Here is a 15,530-nt window from a genome sequence, read left to right as displayed (position 1 = left end):
GGTGGCGGCTTGCGCAGCGAGAAAGGGAGTAGCAGATGGCTGCAAAGGGAAGTGGGGCTTGGGCGGGCTGGGTCCTGTTCGCCGGAACGATACTTCTGGTCACCGGGCTGATCAACGTCTTCCAGGGGATCGTCGCGCTGGTCGACGACGAACGGCTGGCGCTGACGCCGAACAAGCTGGTCATCGTCGACGTGACCGGGTTGGGCTGGACGCTCCTGATCGCCGGCCTGCTGATGATCGGCGCCGGTGCCGGGCTGCTGATGGCGCAGACCTGGGCCCGGATCGTCGCGATCATCCTGGTCTCGCTGCACCTCATCATCCAGATCGCCTGGTTGGGCGGGTACCCCGTCTGGTCGTTGCTGATGATCGGGCTCGACGTCGTCATACTCTTCGCGCTCACCGCGCGCTGGAGCGACGCACGAGAGAACCTCGGGATGGACGAGGTACCGACGAGTGCCCCGAAGGCAGCCGGGCACCGAGCCACCTCGACGAACTGAGCGAGTAGGAACGCCGTCATCGACGTCGACCGGCAGCGCGGCCTCACTCGTCAGGAGTGAGGCCGGCTGCCGGAGTCGAGTCCTGGAGGAAGATCAGCCCGAAGAGCATGCCCCAGAACATGCCACCCATCGCACCTGCACCCGTCAGGCTGTTCAGCTGCCTGGTCTTGGGCTTCTTCGGGGTCAGTCGCGGGTGAGCTTGCGGTAGGTGACCCGGTGCGGACGGGCCGCCTCCGGCCCCAGCCGCTCGACCTTGTTCGCCTCGTACGACGCGAAGTTGCCCTCGAACCAGAACCACTTGGCCGGGTCCTGCTCGGTGCCCTCCCAGGCCAGGATGTGCGTCGCCACGCGGTCCAGGAACCACCGGTCGTGGGACACGACCACCGCACAGCCGGGGAACTCCAGCAGCGCGTCCTCCAGCGACTGCAGGGTCTCCACGTCCAGGTCGTTGGTCGGCTCGTCGAGGAGCAGCAGGTTGCCGCCCATCTTCAGCGTCAGCGCCAGGTTCAGCCGGTTGCGCTCACCGCCGGACAGTACGCCGGTCGGCTTCTGCTGGTCCGGGCCCTTGAAACCGAACGAGGCGACGTACGCCCGGCTCGGCATCTCGAAGTTGGCGACCTTGATGTAATCGAGCTCGTCCGACACCTGCTGCCAGACAGTCTTCTTCGGGTCCAGGCCGCCGCGCGACTGGTCGACGTACGAGACCTTGACGGTGTCGCCGAGCCTGAGCGTGCCCGCGTCCGGCATTTCCTCGCCGACGATCATCCGGAACAGCGTCGACTTGCCGACACCGTTCGGGCCGACGACGCCGACGATGCCGGCCCGCGGCAGCGAGAAGCTCAGGCCGTCGATCAGCTTGCGGCCACCGAAGCCCTTCTCCAGCTTGCTGACCTCGAGCACCGTGCTGCCCAGGCGCGGACCCGGCGGGATATTGATCTCGTCGATGTCCAGCTTCTTGGCGCGCTCCGCCTCGGCCGCCAGCTCCTCGTACCGCTGCAGCCGCGCCTTGCTCTTGGACTGCCGGCCCTTCGCGTTCGACCGGACCCACTCGAGCTCGCGCTCCAGGATCTTCTGTCGCTTGGCGTCCTTGCGGCCTTCGACGACGAGCCGCTCCTGCTTGGTCTCCAGGTACTTCGAGTAGTTCCCCTCGTACCCGTAGGTCTTCCCGCGATCCATCTCCAGGATCCACTCGGCCACGTTGTCCAGAAAGTACCGGTCGTGGGTGATCGCCAGGACGGCGCCCGGGTACTTCTGCAGGTGCTGCTCGAGCCACTGCACGGACTCCGCGTCCAGGTGGTTGGTGGGCTCGTCGAGTAGCAGGAGGTCGGGCTGCTGCAGCAGCAGCTTGCACAGCGCGACCCGGCGGCGCTCACCACCGGACAGCTTGTCGACGAGCGCGTCGGCCGGCGGGCACCGCAGCGCGTCCATCGCCTGCTCCAGCTGGGCGTCGACGTCCCAGGCGTTGCGGTGGTCGAGCTCGGTCTGCAGGTCACCCATCTCGGCCAGCAGCGCGTCGTAGTCCGCGTCCGGGTCGGCCAGCTCGGCGGTGACCTCGTTGAAGCGGTTCAGCTTCTGCTTGGTGTCGCCGACGCCTTCCTCGACGTTCTCCAGGACCGTCTTGCCCTCGGTCAGCGGCGGCTCCTGCAGCAGGATCCCGACCGTCGCGTCCTCGGCCAGCCGGGCCTCACCGTTGGAAGGCTGATCGAGCCCCGCCATGATCTTGAACAGCGAGGACTTACCGGTGCCGTTCGGCCCGACCACGCCGATCTTCGCGCCGGTCAGGAAGTTCAAGGTGACGTTGTCGAGAACGACCTTGTCACCGTGCGCCTTCCGGACGTTGCGAAGCGTGTAGATGAATTCCGCCATACCCCAGAGCCTATGTGCTAGGACCCACCTGTCCCAATCGGCCCTCTCGGTTGTCCACAGATCAGGAATCGATCCGGCGGACGGGCTCTCCAGGCGTGCATCTTCTCCGGTGACAGCGGATTCGCGACCAAGGAAAGGCGACGATCATGAGCATCAGCGAGACCTACGTGACGGTGCAGGGCTGGGTCGGAAGTGACCCGGACTTCAAGGAGATCGGTGGGCAGGTGCCGCACGCGACGTTCCGGATCGGTTCCACGCCACGACAGTTCGACCGCGCCCTCAATACGTACGTCGACAAACCGACGACCTGGTTCAGCGTCGAGTGCTGGCGCAACCTGGCCCAGAACGCCTTCGAATCGGTGCGTGTCGGGCAGCCCGTCATCGTCACCGGCCGGCTGCGCACGCACGAATGGACCGACGATGCCGGCGAGCCACGCAGCCGGGTCGTCCTCGAGGCGTTCTCCCTCGGTCACGACCTGAGCCGAGGCACGACCACGTTCACCAAGAGTGCACCTCGCTCCGGCTCGGCTCCCGGCGAGCCCACGGCTGTCCCGTCCGGCGGCCCGGCCGAGGCATCCGCCTCGCCGTACCCGGCCGATGAGTACTCCGCGACGGCGCTGCCCCTCACCACCGACACTGAAGCACCGGAAGCGGCGGCGGCGTGACTATCTCAGTATTGACTTATATAAGCCCTGCCCGGCATTCTGGGCTCCAGCCGACCAGCTCACGACGAGAGGGAACCACCCGTGATCGACATCCTCGAGCACATCAACGCCGTCCAGCGGGAGGTCAGCCGCACCGGGGAGACGGTGACCGTGCGGATGCGCCGCTCGTACCAGGCCGAGCCGGAGGAGCTGTGGGACGCGCTCACGGATCCCGAGCGGATGCGCCGCTGGTTCTGGCCGGTCACCGGCGACTTCAAGGTCGGCGGCACCTTCCAGCTCCAGGACAACGCCGGCGGCGAGGTCCTGGAGTGCGAGCCCCCCAAGCGTTTCAAAGTCACCTTCGGCGGTCCCACGAGTCTCCTCGAGCTGCGGTTGCTGCCAGGCGCGGGGGCTTCGACCGAGCTGGAGCTCGAACACTCGATGGGCGAGCCACCGGCTCCCGGCGGTTCCGGCGCTCTCTGGGTCGGGCCTGGCTGGGACGGCGGCTTCCTCGCCCTCGCGCTGTACGTCTCCGGCGACCTCCCGGAAGGCACCAACCCGGTCGAGATGGCCGACTCCCCCGAGGTCGTCAGATTCAACGAGCAGTCGGTCCGCGCCTGGATCGAAGCCGTCCGCTCCTCGGGCACCACTTCCGAGGAAGACCTCGCCGAAGCCGCCAAGATCTCCATGGCCCAGTTCGCCCCATGCACCGAGGTCTGACCTACCCGCTTGATCCCCCGAGCGCGCGCCCGGGCATCCCGCGGCGCGCGCTTGGCACCGGGCGGCTACTGACGAGCGGTGGCGAGGTTGTCGCGGCAGGTGGTGTAGGCGTCCAGCTCCTCGCGGGCCGGCGCTACAACGTGGCTCTCGGCAACTTTCTCGAGCTCCGTGCGCAGCGCCTTGCCCACCAGGCGAGAGCGACGGACGGCTCCACTGGCCGCGAAGAGGCGGCAGACGAAGGAGAGCGCGAGTCCGAGGACAGCACCGCCGACGAGCATGATCCAGGCGTACGGGATCCCGTTCCATTCCGGCAGCGGCGGGTCGTCCAAGCCTGCGATCCGGGCCACGAGCAGCGCGGCGAGCCACAGGCCGCCGCCCAGCATGATCAGGAAGAGCAGCCACTGGACGAAGCGAGCAGCGCCCCACCAGCCGGGGTTGTTGGTCGCACCGAGGTCGGTCCGCGCGACCGCCTGGTCGAGCTCGTCGCCGAGCGACTCCTCCCGGCGGCGGATCGCCGTCCGCACCGAGTCGGCCCACGGACGCGACAGCCCTTCCGCGGCCTTCGTGGTGATCGTGCGTACGGCGGTGTCCATCCGGGCCCGCTGCACGGGAGTTGCCGCAGGCAACGAAGAGCGGGCGATCGCGACCTCGTTGGACGCGGACTTCCGCAATGCCTTGCCGTGCTGGCGCGAGACCTGGTCGACGTGCAGCCGCCGCAACGGATCGGGCCGGAATCGTCCGAGCCACTTGGTGACCGGCCATCCCGTCGCGGCCCGGGCCCGCTGCAGGTACGAACGTCGTACGGCGTCGACCACGACCGGGAGACCACTCGCGTCGGACAGCGCTTCGACGAGCTCGGTGATGTCGCTCTGGGCGATCTCCGGGGTCTTGGCGTTGCCACACTGGCTCGCCATTCGGTCCGCGATCCGGTCGACATCCGCGGAGAGCCGTTCGCGTGCGGAGCGTTTGTTGCTGACCCGCTTGACCAGCAGGGCCCGCACCTCGTCCAGCCCGTCACCGCTGACAGCGGAGGTCGCGACGACCGTCGGCGACTTGAGGCCGTCCGACTTGAGCAGCCGGTCGAGGTCGTTGAGGCAGCTCTTCTGCTGGTCCGGTGTCAGTTTGTCGATGTGGTTCAGCGCGAACACCATCACCCCGGAATGCGAGGCGAACGGCTTGATGTACCGGTTGTGCAGCGCGGCATCGGCGTACTTCTGCGGATCCACCACCCACACGAGCAGGTCGACCAGCTCCACGAGCCGGTCGACGATCAGGCGGTGCTCGACCTCGGTCGAGTCATGGTCGGGAAGGTCCAGCAGGACCAGCCCGTCCAGGTCGTCGGACTGCGCCTCCTCCAAGGAGCTGCGATGCTGCACCTGGTGCCGGCGCGGGATGCCCAGCCAGTTCAGCACTTCGCCGGCCGGCTCCTCTCCCCAGACACAGGCGAGCGGCATCGAGCTGGTCGGCCGGCGCGTGCCGATCGCGGCCAGGTCGAGCCCGGTCAACGCGTTGAACAGCGACGACTTGCCGGAGCCGGTCGCACCGGCCAGCGCGACCACCGTCAGCTCGCCGGACATCCGCAGGCGCTGCCCGGACCGGTCCACGATCTGCGTGGCCTCGGTGAGCACCACCGGATCCAGCCGGCCCTGGCCGGCCTTCGCGGCTGCCTCGACGGCGTCGATCTTCTTCAGGACATCGGTCGCACCCCGCAGTGGCGCCTCGACCGTATCCACTGTTTCCGTCACGTGCAGTCCTCCACCGCGCGCGCGGCCTCCGTCAGTTGCCTGGCCGTCTCGGGGTCGACCGGATGCTGGTCAAGGACAGCCAGATAGCGGGCGAATTCGGCATCCATCAGGGCATGAACCTTACCGTCAAGGTCTTCACGCGCCTTGTCGACCAGGGTACGTACGGACGTGTCGCCGAAGACAGCCTCCAGCAACTTCTGCCCGACGACCGCACTTCCGGCGCCGGCGCTTGCCTCGGCCGCCTTCGGGATGCCCGTACCGCTGGCGAAGATCACCACCATCAGCGAGAGTCCCAGGCCGTTGACGCCGTACTCCAGGATGCGGGCGGTCGAGCGCTTGTCGGCGCCTTCCTTGCGGACCAGGTCGAGCACGTAGGCCTGCCACTCGCGGACCGTGCGGCCGGCGGCGGCCGGGAAGTCCTCGGACAGCGCGCCGATCTCGGGGCCTCCGGCGGCGAGCAATTGGCGTCCGGCTGCACTCGCCTGCCAGGCCTTCTCGGCCCGTTCGGCAGCGGCCGCTGCCTGCTCGCGCAGCAGCGACTCAAGGCCGGACTCGATCGCGTCGCTGACGTCGCGGGTCTGCGCCGGCTGGTTGACGAGCGACTTCTTCACCTTGTCGCGCATCCGGCCGACGTTGGTCTGCAAGCCCTTCAGCAGTTCACCAGTGCCGACGAACTCCTGCCACCGGGCGAGCACCTCGCCGCGCAACAGCGTCCCGTCCTGCGTGGCCTTGGCAATGTCCTTGACAGCCTGGTCGTACGCCGACTCGGCCGTCGACCGCAGTTCGATCGCGGTGTCGGCCTGAGCCCGGACCGCGGCCGCGAACGGCGGCGTCGTCTTCACCATCGCGCTGACCGCGCCCTGCAGGGTACGGCGGACAACAGCCGCCCGGGCCTCCGCGTCGGCGGCCAGGTCGATCAGCCAGTCCTTGATCGAGGCAACGGTCTCGGCCGGCAGCATCCCGTTGCCGTCGACAACTGTCTCCTCGATCGAGAACAGCGGCGAGTCGCCGAGCCCGCGCTCGAGCAGCATCTGTGCGAGGTGCCCGGTGATGTCGTCGATCGTCTCCCCGGGAGCCCGGTCGAGGACAACGGCGATCGCCGTACTGCGATCCGACGCACTCTGGAGGAAGTCCCACGGGACCGCGTCGGAGTACCGGGCGGCCGTGGTCACGAACAGCCAGAGATCGGCAGCCGCGAGCAACTGCGTCGCGAGATCACGGTTCGCCTCGACGACCGAGTCGATGTCAGGCGCATCCAGGATCGCCAGCCCCTGCGGAACGGTGTCAGCGGCAACCAACCGCAGCTGGCCCGCTTCCTCGGTCCCACCCGGACTCTCGGAACTCGTCCGCGCCATCCCCGGCAGCACCCGGTCACCCACGAACCAGTCCGCGTCGGCCGGGTGATGAATCAACACCGGCGACCGCGTAGTCGGCCGCAACACACCCGGCTCGCTGACAACCTTCCCAATGACAGTGTTGACCAGCGTCGACTTCCCCGCTCCGGTCGAGCCACCAACCACCGCCAGCACTGGCGCTTCCAACTGCACCAGCCGAGGCAGCAGGTAGTCATCGAGCTGATCCAACATCGCCTTCTGCTGCTGCCGAGCCTCGTCAGCCCCCACCACATCCAACGGCAACTGACTACCAGCCAGCGCACCCCGCAACTTCATCAGCGCCGTAATCAAAGCCATAGCAGCCTGCTCAGCCGCCAACCGCTCAGCCAACTCCTCCGCAGTCAGCTCCCGAACTTCCTCAGCCTCCTGGGCAGCCTCCTGCCCGGCGTCGCTCTGCGCGGCATCGCCCTGCCCCGCGTCCCCCTGCGCGGCGGCGTCCTGCCCAGCGTCCTTCTGCTCGCCGTCGTCGTGCGTCGCGTCGCCCTGCGCAGCATCGTCCTGCTCGGCCGCAGGCTCATCAGAGCTGTCCCCTGGCGCATCCGCGGCAGCGTCTTCCGCCGCAGGCTCTTCAGACTCCTCCACGCTGTCGTCCGCCTCAGCCTGGCCACGCTCCGCAGCCGCGGCGCCCACAGCCGCAGCATCTACCTCCGAGGCACCCTCGGCGTCCTCACCTGCCGACGAGCTCTGCGAGTCCCGCTCAGGCGCAGTCTCGTCAGCTTCAGCGCGCCCAGCGGGCGAACCCTCAGCCTGCTCGTCACCGGAGCCTTCACCGGCGTCCTCAGCCGCAGCGTCCCCAGCCCCGCCCGAGCCCTCCGCCGCGGCGCCCACAGCCTCACTCGAACCCCCTGCCACAGCATCGCTCGAATCCTCGGCCCCCGGGGCGACAGCCTCGTCAGCAGCCCGACCCCCCGCAGCAGACGCGTCGGCAGTAGTCCCGGAGGGCACCTTCTCAGCCGCCGCACCAGTCTCGGCTGCTGCGGCGGCCGCTGCCGCTGCCGCACGCTTTTTGTTCTTCTTCGGTGCGGACTTGGCACCCTCGGCCTGAGCAGCACCACCGGCCACGTCGGAGCCCTGAGCGTCAGCCGCGTCCGCCTCGCTGCCATCCTCGGCTGCAGGGTCGGCAGCCTCGTTGGAGGCCACAGCTACAGCATCGGCAGCGTCGCCTGCGGCGGCAACTCCATCGCCTGCCCCCGGCGCCTCTGCCGAGATCCCGGTGGACTTCTCACCGGCGTCTGCGTCGGTCTCGGCGTTCGGCGCGCTCTCGGAAGACTCCTCGGCGAGCTGTTCGCTCTTAGGCGCCTGCTCCGCGGCTGGGGTGTCTTCTGTGGACAGCTCCGAGGAGGAGCCGTCCGAGTCGGCCGCCGGGCCGTCTCCCGCAGGCTCGTTCGAAGACTGCTCGTCGGCGCCTTCTGCGGACTGCCGGGGGGATGTCTCGGCTGCATTGGTGGCCGGGGTTTCGGGGGTTGCCTCGGTGGAGTCGTCTGACTTCTCGGGTTTGGGGAGGCCGACGATCATGTTGCCGTATTCGAGGGGGAAGCCGTCCGGGGACTCGTCCGGCTCGTAGATGACGCCCACCGTGGGGGGTGCAGGTTCGGCGCGTGAGTTTTCGGCAGAGTTGGCGACAAGTGCAGCGTCCGCCTCGGCAGGCGTCGCGTCGGCCGCATCCGGCGCTGGCTCGTCCGCTGCCTTCGGCTGCTGCTCCTTGGCCGCTTCAGACCCCGCGCTGTCGGCTGCCTCGGACGACTGGTTGTCGGCTGGGTCGGGTGCCGGCTTGTCGGTGGCTGCGGCGGGCGTCTCGTCGGAGGCCGGCTTCTCGGCTTCCGGCGTACTGGCCTTGGCTGCGGACTCAGACTGCTTCACGGCATAGTCGGTAGTGGGGTCGGCCGCCGTCGGCGTGGCTGTGGAGTCCGGCGTGCTCGGAGGTTCGGGTGGGGTGGCGGACTTGCGGCGACGGCGGCGCCAGAAGCCTTTGCCTTTGGCATCGGACTGCGCGCTCGACTGGGCGATCAGGTTCGCCAGCTCCCGGGCAGGCTGATCCTGGTTCGGAACCCGCGGCTCCGAACCTTCACCAGCTGCTGACCTGATGTCAGCCACGGCGTCCGCCCACGAGCACAGAGTGCCCGGTCGGACAGCGCAGAAGCAAAGTCATCGTGTTCCCGTTTGGCGGCGTGGACGGGTGGCAGTCACTGCGACGGTGGATACGGACCGTATCCTCCCGGCGGTCCTTGCTGACCAGTGGGTCCCGGTGGGTAACCAGGTTGGCCCGCTGGGTAACCGGGTTGCCCGGAGGGATACCCCGGCTGAGCCGGAGGATACCCACCCTGCGGAGCCGGCTGCCCAGCACCGGGATACGGCCCACCAGGCACCGGCCCACCAAGCTGGCCACCGGGAACACGCCCCGGCATGGGCCCGCCCGGTCCCCCGGGTGGGCCCTGGAACTGCGGCGCCGCCTGGGCGAACGCCGGCATCGGCGGGAACGGCACACTCGGGCGCCGTTCGCGCAATTCGTCGAGCAGCTGCTTCTCGGTCTCCAGCGCGTCCGGGCCGATGACCTGCCGGACGATCTTGTCCCGCAGGTACGCCAACTCGGTCGCGTTCTGCTGGAACGCCTTCGCCGCCGCTTCGGCCTGCGGACCGTACCGTTTCGCGTTCTGCCGGAGCGCCTTACGCCCGCGCAGCGTCGCGATCAGCGGTACGTCCTGTGGAACCAACCAGCCGAACCGCACATAGTCGTACAGCCGGGACGCGATCATTTGTCCCTCCCGGGATCGCATCACCAGGGCGAACACGACCATGCCGATGAAGATCGGCACCATCAGGAACAGGTAGACGGTGATGAAGCCGCCGCCCCCGGCCCAGCTGGCGCCACCGTTCCAGAGTCCGTGGGCCAGCACCGCCGCCAGGTACCCGACGACGGGGGCGAGGAAACGGACCGCCGTACTGCGACTTCGTATCGCCACTCCGATCCCGATTGCGGTGAACGACGTGAAGAGTGGATGGGCGAACGGCGAGATCAGCCCGCGGATCACGAACAGCACGAACGCGCCGCGCAGACCCGCGTCGCTGCCGGACTCCTCGGACAGCGTGTTGAAGATGCGCCCGTAGTAGAGGATGTTCTCGGTGAAGGCGAACCCAACGCCGACCATCCCGGCGTACACGAGGCCGTCGATGATGCCGTCGAACTCCTTGCGCCGTACGAGCGCCAGCAGCAGGATCACGGATCCCTTGGCGAACTCCTCCACCGGCGGCGCGACGAACACGGCCGACCGGTCACCGCCGACGCCGGTCTCGGCCAGCCGGTGCGACACCTCGGTGTTGATGAAGATCGCGACCAGGGTGGCGATGAAGGCCCCCCAGCACAGCGCGAACAGGATGTACTTGGTCGGCTCCGGCTCGTAACGGTCCAGCCACAGATACAGCGCGATCACCGGGATGACGGGGACGAACGCGAACACCAGCCCCCAGGTGAAGCCGCCCGCGCCGGTCGACTTGGCCACGATGCCGAAGATCACCAGGCCCGCGATCGCGAACACCACCGCGACCACGATGCCGATCAGGATGCCCTGGTTCCGCCGCTGACCCGGGATCGGGTGGGTGCCACGCACGTTCGGCTGCGGGTACGGACCGCCGGGCGAGTACGCCGACCCCGCCGCGGGTTGCGGCGAGCCGGCCGGGCCTGGTGAGGGGTAACTCATGCCCGAAGCCTAGTTGGGGAGCCCATCCCGTGGCAGAACCACCCACTCAGCGTTACCGGGATGGAACGACAACCCTGTATTTTTCACCCCGTACGGCGCTCGTCGCCGCGACATACCCAGGAACCCAGAGGCGCGATCACCCGCCCATCTGAGAGACTCTTCCGTGCCGTGTGCCCCCGTAGCTCAGCTGGATAGAGCGTCGGACTTCTAATCCGTTGGTCGCAGGTTCGAGTCCTGCCGGGGGCGCCTCACGAATCCGCAGGTCAGCGGCCTGATGGGCCGGAGTGACCTCATCCCGGACCGCTTCCCGTGGTGCTACATGTGGTGCGAACCAGGGATAAATGCAGTCAAATGGCGCGGTCCAGTCCCGTCCGAGGCGGCCGGGTGACAACTAGCAACTCGGCGCGCAGGACTGGGCGACAGCAGACCAAGATCAACTGGCATTCGGCAAGCGATCCGAGCACCATTCGCCGTGCTCATCACGGCGAGCGGCCCCTGGCTGGTGTTCACCTACGTCGTTTCAGATGCACCACTCGCACTTGAGTACCTACGGGCCTTCCTGTGGCCAGCGGTCGTTGTCACAGTCCTGTACTGGTTCCGTGCACCGCTCCAGGACAAGCTCCGCGAATTGCTGAAGCCCTCGCCGTGTTCGCACCCCGACCACATATCCCACATGAGTTGACACCACTTCGCACCACGAACGCGACCATGCTGGCGGAGGCGGATCGACGTGCCGAGCCAACCGGGTCGTCCAGCTTGATCAATCCGAGCAGCACCACCGGTCATCGGCGAAGTAGCAGCTCTCCGGGGAGACAACCATGCAGGATGCCGCGTCCAGCGCGTCACTTGCAGGAGCGTCAGCAGTCGAGCTCGAAGATCAGTAGCGTGTGGCCAGTAGGGTCTGTCCATCGGTGGGCGTCAGTCGGCAAGCTGCCGCATAACCGGCTTGGAAGCATTGACCGAGGACCAGGAGCCGGCCCGCCCGAGCACGATCGGTGGTCTGTCTCGGCCCGCCGAGTAACCAGCGTTGACCTCATCCAATTGCACGTTGGTTGCACGGCATCTACCGGGCTGAGCAGTCTGTTCGCGTGTGGAGTGGGTGCGCTGCTTGCTGTGCGCGGGCGGGGTTGAGATTAGGCGGTTGCCCTGGCCGGCCGAGTGGGCGACGCCGCGCGCACCGAGCACGAATGACTACCGCCGAACTTAGATCGCGCATTGATCAGTTTCCTGCGCCGAGCCGATCTAGACTCCCGAGACCGGCCCATACCCGGAGTCCAAGGAGCTCATCGGCGCGGGCCCCAGCAAGTGCCACCGTCGTATAGGCGCCGACGTAGAAGCTTCGTGAGAAGACCTGTCGGATCCGGAGTGAGGCGTTCGTAGTAGGGGTGACGGGCGGCCGGAGAAAGGTCGCTGGACTGACAGAAAGGCATGGCGCCATGCGGAAACTGATCTACGGCATGAACCTATCCCTGGACGGCTACATCGCCGCGCCCGGCGACGACATCGGCTGGGGCGCGCCGAGCGACGAGCTGTTTCAGTGGTGGCTCGACCAGGAGTTGGCGATCGGGCTGTTGATGTACGGGCGCAAGCTGTGGGAGGCGATGAGTTCCCACTGGCCGACCGGCGACCAGCAGCCCGACGCCACCCTGGCGCAGATCGAGTTCGCGCGGAACTGGCGGGACACGCCGAAGGTAGTGTTCTCCTCGACGATCGACAAGGTCGACTGGAACACCCGCCTGGTCACCCGCGACGCTGTAGCGGAGATCACCCGGCTCAAGGCCGACGACGGCGAGCCGATGAGGGTCGGTGGCGCCACGCTCGCTGGGGCGGCCATGCGGGCCGGGCTGGTCGATGAGTACGAGATCGTCACCCATCCGGTGCTGGTGGGCGGCGGCACACCGTTCTTCACCGCGCTGGACAGCTGGGTGAACCTGAACCTGGTGGAGACGCGGACGTTTCCTGGCGGCGTGGTCCTGACCAGGTACGAGACGAGACGTTGAGCGCGATCGCTGATGTGTTCGCCGCTGCTGCTAACCACGTCGACGAGGACCAGGACGACGGAGGCGACGGGCCGGCACAGCTTGGCGTAGCAGGCTCGTAGCTCGCCGTTCTGCCGGATTCTGAACCCGGCAGATCGCACCGGTTCTCCCGCAACTACTCGCGCAGGCGAGGAAGGACCGCCGCGCGTCGGCCGAGCTGCTCGCTGCGGCCGCCGCGGCCGGCCATCGCGCCGGCATCAGCGTTGCTGGTGATACGTGGACTGTCCGACGGGCCCGGCCCACCGGACAGGTTCGCATCGACTGCGCAGACCACACGTCGCGCAACCTCAGCTGCGAAGAGGACGCAGCCTTCTGGTCATGGGCGCTGATCGAGACATTTCGACTCACCGGAATCCGCTGCGAGGAGCTCCTCGAACTGACCCATGTCTCGATCGTTCCCTACCGGATCCCTTCAACCGAAGAAGAAATCCCCCTCCTGCACATCGCACCCAGCAAGACCGACGAGGAACGCCTCCTCGTCGCAGGCCCCGAACTCGTGCACGTCCTCTCCGAAGTCATCCACCGCGTTCCTGGCGGCCACCAAGACATCCCGCTGACACCACGCTGGGACCCGCACGACCACGAATGGGGCTCTGCACTGCCGCACCTGTTCGCCAAGCACTGGGGCCCCGAACTCCGGCCAATCTCACCCGGCACCGTCTGGACATTGCTACGCAGGTGCGCGGAACGCGCCAACATCATCATCGACGGACAACAAGTCCACTTCACTACCCACGACTTCCGCCGCGTCTTCGCGACCGACGCCCTGGCCAGCGGCCTGCCACCCCACATCGTGCAGGTCCTGCTCGGTCACAAGAGCATCGCCACCACGCAGGGATACGCGGCGGTCTATCCCCAAGACGTGATCGGCCATCACCGCACCTGGATCGGCCAGCGACGGCTCACGCGGCCCAGCGAGGAATACCGTCGCCCGACCCCCGCGGAGTGGGAAGAGTTCGAAGGCCACTTCGTGAAGCGCAAGGTCAGCCTCGGCAGCTGCGGCCGCGCCTGCGGCACCAACTGCCACCACGAACACGCCTGTGTGCGCTGCGCGTTGCTCAGGCCCGACCCGGACCAGATCGACCGACTTCGCGAGATCATCACCAACCTCCACGCCCGCATCACCGAAGCCGAACAGAACAACTGGCTAGGCGAGGTCGAAGAACTAAAGGTCAGCCTCGCCGGTGCGGAGGAAAAGCTCGAGGAAATGGAACGCCTGACCGCCGACGACAGCCCAGTGCTGCTCGGCCTCCCCACGATCAAGAATGACTGACATGTCCGGCTTCAGTCGGGATCGTTGCGGCTGACGGCATGGCGAAAGCTGGTCCGCACGGGACCGGCCTTGGCCGTGCTCAGGCGAGGAGCAAGAGGACGGCGATGACGGCCATGACCGCTGCGGTGGCGAAGTGGACGCCGTAAGCGGCCGCGCGGGGTCCCTTGGAGCGCAGGACGATCAGGCCGTCGAAGACGGGCATCACGGTGGCGGCGAGCATGACCCAGCCGGCGAGCGAGGTGGTGCCGAGCGCGGTCACGACCAGGAGCATGAGTCCGGTGCCGACGTCGCGTCCACCTTTCACCGTGAGCCAGTTGTCGAGGACCAGGCCCGGGGCGGTGCCGGGGATGCCGAAGGTGGCGAAGAACTGGGGCTTGAGCATGCCGGTGGTGCCCATGGCGACGACGGCGAGTCCGATGAGCGCGGCGAGGGCGGTGGCGATGATGGCGAGCATGGGGGTGGTTCCTTTCGGAGGGACGTGCTATGAAGTCTAGCAATGCTAGGCTCACGTTCAACGATAGGTTATCGGCGACCAGAAATCTATCAGTGCTAGAATCATGTGGTGACTGCCACTGAACGCCGTGAACGGCAACGCGCCGAACGACGCCGGCTGATCATCACCGCCGCCCGCGAACTCGCCGAAGCCGAAGGCTGGGAGACCGTGACCACCCGCAGGCTCGCCGACAAGGTCGAGTACAGCCAACCGGTCCTCTACGGCCACTTCGCGAACATGGAGGCCATCCGCGACGCCGTCGCCATCGAGGGCATCGGCGAGATGGCCGAGCTCCTTCGGGAGGCGCGCCTCGCCGCCCCCGAGCACGAGGCCATCCGCGCGGTCTGCACCGCGTACCTGGAGTTCGCCGCCGCGCACCCGGCCGCGTATCAGGCCATGTTCTCCTTGCCGACCAACGTGAAATGGGCCAGAGCCGAGACCCCGGCCCCGCTGCGCGCCGCGTTCAACGAGATCGTGAGCGCGTTCGGCCCGGTCAACGACAGGAACGCGGCCCTCGCCGAGCTGGTCTGGGGTTCGCTCCACGGCATGGCGGTGCTGCTGCGCAGCGGCCGGATCCCGCAGTCCGCGCAGGAGCAGCGCCTCGACCTGCTCGTCGCGCTCTTCGCCAACGCCCCCGCGTAGGGCCGTTCGTATACTGGCGGGCAGGGCATCCCGCATCAGCGAACTGGTCCTCGACTGCGAAGACCCCGAACGGCTCGCCGCGTTCTGGAGCGCCGTCCTCGACTACATCGAACTCGGCCGAGAACCCGCCGGCGGCATCGAGATCGGCCCCGCTTCCGGGTTCGGGGGGCTCCAGCCGACGCTGATCCTCAGCCCCAGCACCGATCCGAAGCCCGGGAAGCTCCCGCTCCACATCGAGGTCAACGCGACCGACCGCGACCAGGACGCCGAACTGGAGCGGCTGCTCGCCCTGGGCGCCAGGCCCGCCGACGTCGGCCAGACCGGCGACGAGAACTGGCCCGTCCTCCAAGACCCGGAGGGCATCACCCCGACCAGCGCCTCCTGAATCAACCAAGTCGAACGCGCGTTCGGACTCCTCACCGAGAAGCTCCTCAAGCGCGGCGTCCACACCAGCGTCCAAGCACTCGAACGCGACCTGCGGGCCTGGGCCAAGACCTGGAGCGCCGGCCCGAAGCCGTTCGC

At 67.8% G+C, this 15,530-nt stretch carries 12 protein-coding genes and 1 tRNA gene; 8 read left to right on the top strand and 5 right to left on the bottom strand.

From position 1 onward, the window contains the following. Positions 1 to 35: 35 nt before the first annotated feature. On the top strand, positions 36 to 497 hold the full coding sequence (locus OG555_RS25475) for a DUF7144 family membrane protein (RefSeq protein WP_329475061.1): 462 nt from the start codon (positions 36 to 38) through the stop codon (positions 495 to 497). 183 nt (positions 498 to 680) lie between these two features. Here the strand turns inward: OG555_RS25475 and ettA are convergent, their stop codons facing one another. Then, positions 681 to 2,363, bottom strand: a complete 1,683-nt coding sequence (gene ettA / locus OG555_RS25470) for an energy-dependent translational throttle protein EttA (RefSeq protein WP_329475060.1) — start codon at positions 2,361 to 2,363, stop codon at positions 681 to 683. A gap of 146 nt (positions 2,364 to 2,509) precedes the next feature. Here ettA and OG555_RS25465 point away from each other — a divergent pair, with 146 nt between their 5' ends. Both OG555_RS25465 and OG555_RS25460 read left to right on the top strand, forming a co-directional pair. Further along, on the top strand, positions 2,510 to 3,028 hold the full coding sequence (locus tag OG555_RS25465; protein WP_329475059.1) for a single-stranded DNA-binding protein: 519 nt from the start codon (positions 2,510 to 2,512) through the stop codon (positions 3,026 to 3,028). Positions 3,029 to 3,109: 81 nt separating this feature from the next. Further along, on the top strand, positions 3,110 to 3,727 hold the full coding sequence (locus OG555_RS25460) for an SRPBCC family protein (protein ID WP_329475058.1): 618 nt from the start codon (positions 3,110 to 3,112) through the stop codon (positions 3,725 to 3,727). A 65-nt stretch (positions 3,728 to 3,792) separates the two neighbouring features. On the opposite strand, the gene OG555_RS25455 is transcribed toward OG555_RS25460, so the two are convergent. The 3 genes from OG555_RS25455 to OG555_RS25445 form a co-directional block, all read right to left on the bottom strand. Beyond that, complete coding sequence (locus tag OG555_RS25455; protein WP_329475057.1) at positions 3,793 to 5,472, bottom strand: GTPase; 1,680 nt, start codon at positions 5,470 to 5,472, stop codon at positions 3,793 to 3,795. Beyond that, positions 5,469 to 8,960, bottom strand: coding sequence for a dynamin family protein (locus OG555_RS25450; RefSeq protein WP_329475056.1), 3,492 nt, complete (start codon positions 8,958 to 8,960; stop codon positions 5,469 to 5,471). The genes OG555_RS25455 and OG555_RS25450 overlap by 4 nt, the downstream gene beginning before the upstream one ends. Positions 8,961 to 9,049: 89 nt before the next feature. Continuing rightward, positions 9,050 to 10,561 carry a PrsW family intramembrane metalloprotease gene (locus tag OG555_RS25445; protein WP_329475055.1) on the bottom strand — a complete coding sequence of 504 codons (1,512 nt, stop codon included), beginning with the start codon at positions 10,559 to 10,561 and terminating at the stop codon, positions 9,050 to 9,052. A gap of 172 nt (positions 10,562 to 10,733) precedes the next feature. Here OG555_RS25445 and OG555_RS25440 point away from each other — a divergent pair. The 3 genes from OG555_RS25440 to OG555_RS25430 all read left to right on the top strand — a co-directional run bounded on the left by OG555_RS25440 (position 10,734) and on the right by OG555_RS25430 (position 13,873). After that, positions 10,734 to 10,807 (top strand) — tRNA-Arg (locus OG555_RS25440). 1,190 nt (positions 10,808 to 11,997) lie between these two features. After that, positions 11,998 to 12,561, top strand: a complete 564-nt coding sequence (locus OG555_RS25435; protein ID WP_329475054.1) for a dihydrofolate reductase family protein — start codon at positions 11,998 to 12,000, stop codon at positions 12,559 to 12,561. A 133-nt stretch (positions 12,562 to 12,694) separates the two neighbouring features. Continuing rightward, positions 12,695 to 13,873, top strand: a complete 1,179-nt coding sequence (locus OG555_RS25430) for a tyrosine-type recombinase/integrase (protein ID WP_329484869.1) — start codon at positions 12,695 to 12,697, stop codon at positions 13,871 to 13,873. 79 nt (positions 13,874 to 13,952) lie between these two features. Here OG555_RS25430 and OG555_RS25425 read toward each other — a convergent pair whose 3' ends face one another. Next, positions 13,953 to 14,327 (bottom strand): DUF4267 domain-containing protein, encoded by a 375-nt coding sequence (locus OG555_RS25425; RefSeq protein WP_329475053.1) that lies wholly within the window; start codon positions 14,325 to 14,327, stop codon positions 13,953 to 13,955. Positions 14,328 to 14,435: 108 nt separating this feature from the next. Between OG555_RS25425 and OG555_RS25420 the strand changes: the two genes are divergently transcribed. Together OG555_RS25420 and OG555_RS25415 are read left to right on the top strand one after the other, a co-directional pair. Beyond that, positions 14,436 to 15,008: a TetR/AcrR family transcriptional regulator gene (locus tag OG555_RS25420; RefSeq protein WP_329475052.1), complete on the top strand. Its 573-nt coding sequence runs from the start codon at positions 14,436 to 14,438 to the stop codon at positions 15,006 to 15,008. Positions 15,009 to 15,018: 10 nt separating this feature from the next. Continuing rightward, positions 15,019 to 15,393 (top strand): VOC family protein, encoded by a 375-nt coding sequence (locus OG555_RS25415; protein ID WP_329484868.1) that lies wholly within the window; start codon positions 15,019 to 15,021, stop codon positions 15,391 to 15,393. Positions 15,394 to 15,530 lie beyond the last annotated feature (137 nt).

Origin of the sequence: Kribbella sp. NBC_01484 (assembly GCF_036227145.1) — a bacterium.
Lineage (GTDB): Bacteria > Actinomycetota > Actinomycetes > Propionibacteriales > Kribbellaceae > Kribbella.
The sequence above is the reverse complement of the archived record's forward strand: the minus strand, read 5'-3'. Positions and strand labels throughout refer to the sequence as shown.

What these genes read in the sequence shown, in the direction of transcription:
- OG555_RS25475 (WP_329475061.1), top strand. Translation starts at nt 36, where the DNA reads ATGGCTGCAAAGGGAAGTGGGGCTTGGGCGGGCTGGGTCCTGTTCGCC.
- ettA (WP_329475060.1), bottom strand. Translation starts at nt 2,363, where the DNA reads ATGGCGGAATTCATCTACACGCTTCGCAACGTCCGGAAGGCGCACGGT.
- OG555_RS25465 (WP_329475059.1), top strand. Translation starts at nt 2,510, where the DNA reads ATGAGCATCAGCGAGACCTACGTGACGGTGCAGGGCTGGGTCGGAAGT.
- OG555_RS25445 (WP_329475055.1), bottom strand. Translation starts at nt 10,561, where the DNA reads ATGAGTTACCCCTCACCAGGCCCGGCCGGCTCGCCGCAACCCGCGGCG.
- OG555_RS25435 (WP_329475054.1), top strand. Translation starts at nt 11,998, where the DNA reads ATGCGGAAACTGATCTACGGCATGAACCTATCCCTGGACGGCTACATC.
- OG555_RS25425 (WP_329475053.1), bottom strand. Translation starts at nt 14,327, where the DNA reads ATGCTCGCCATCATCGCCACCGCCCTCGCCGCGCTCATCGGACTCGCC.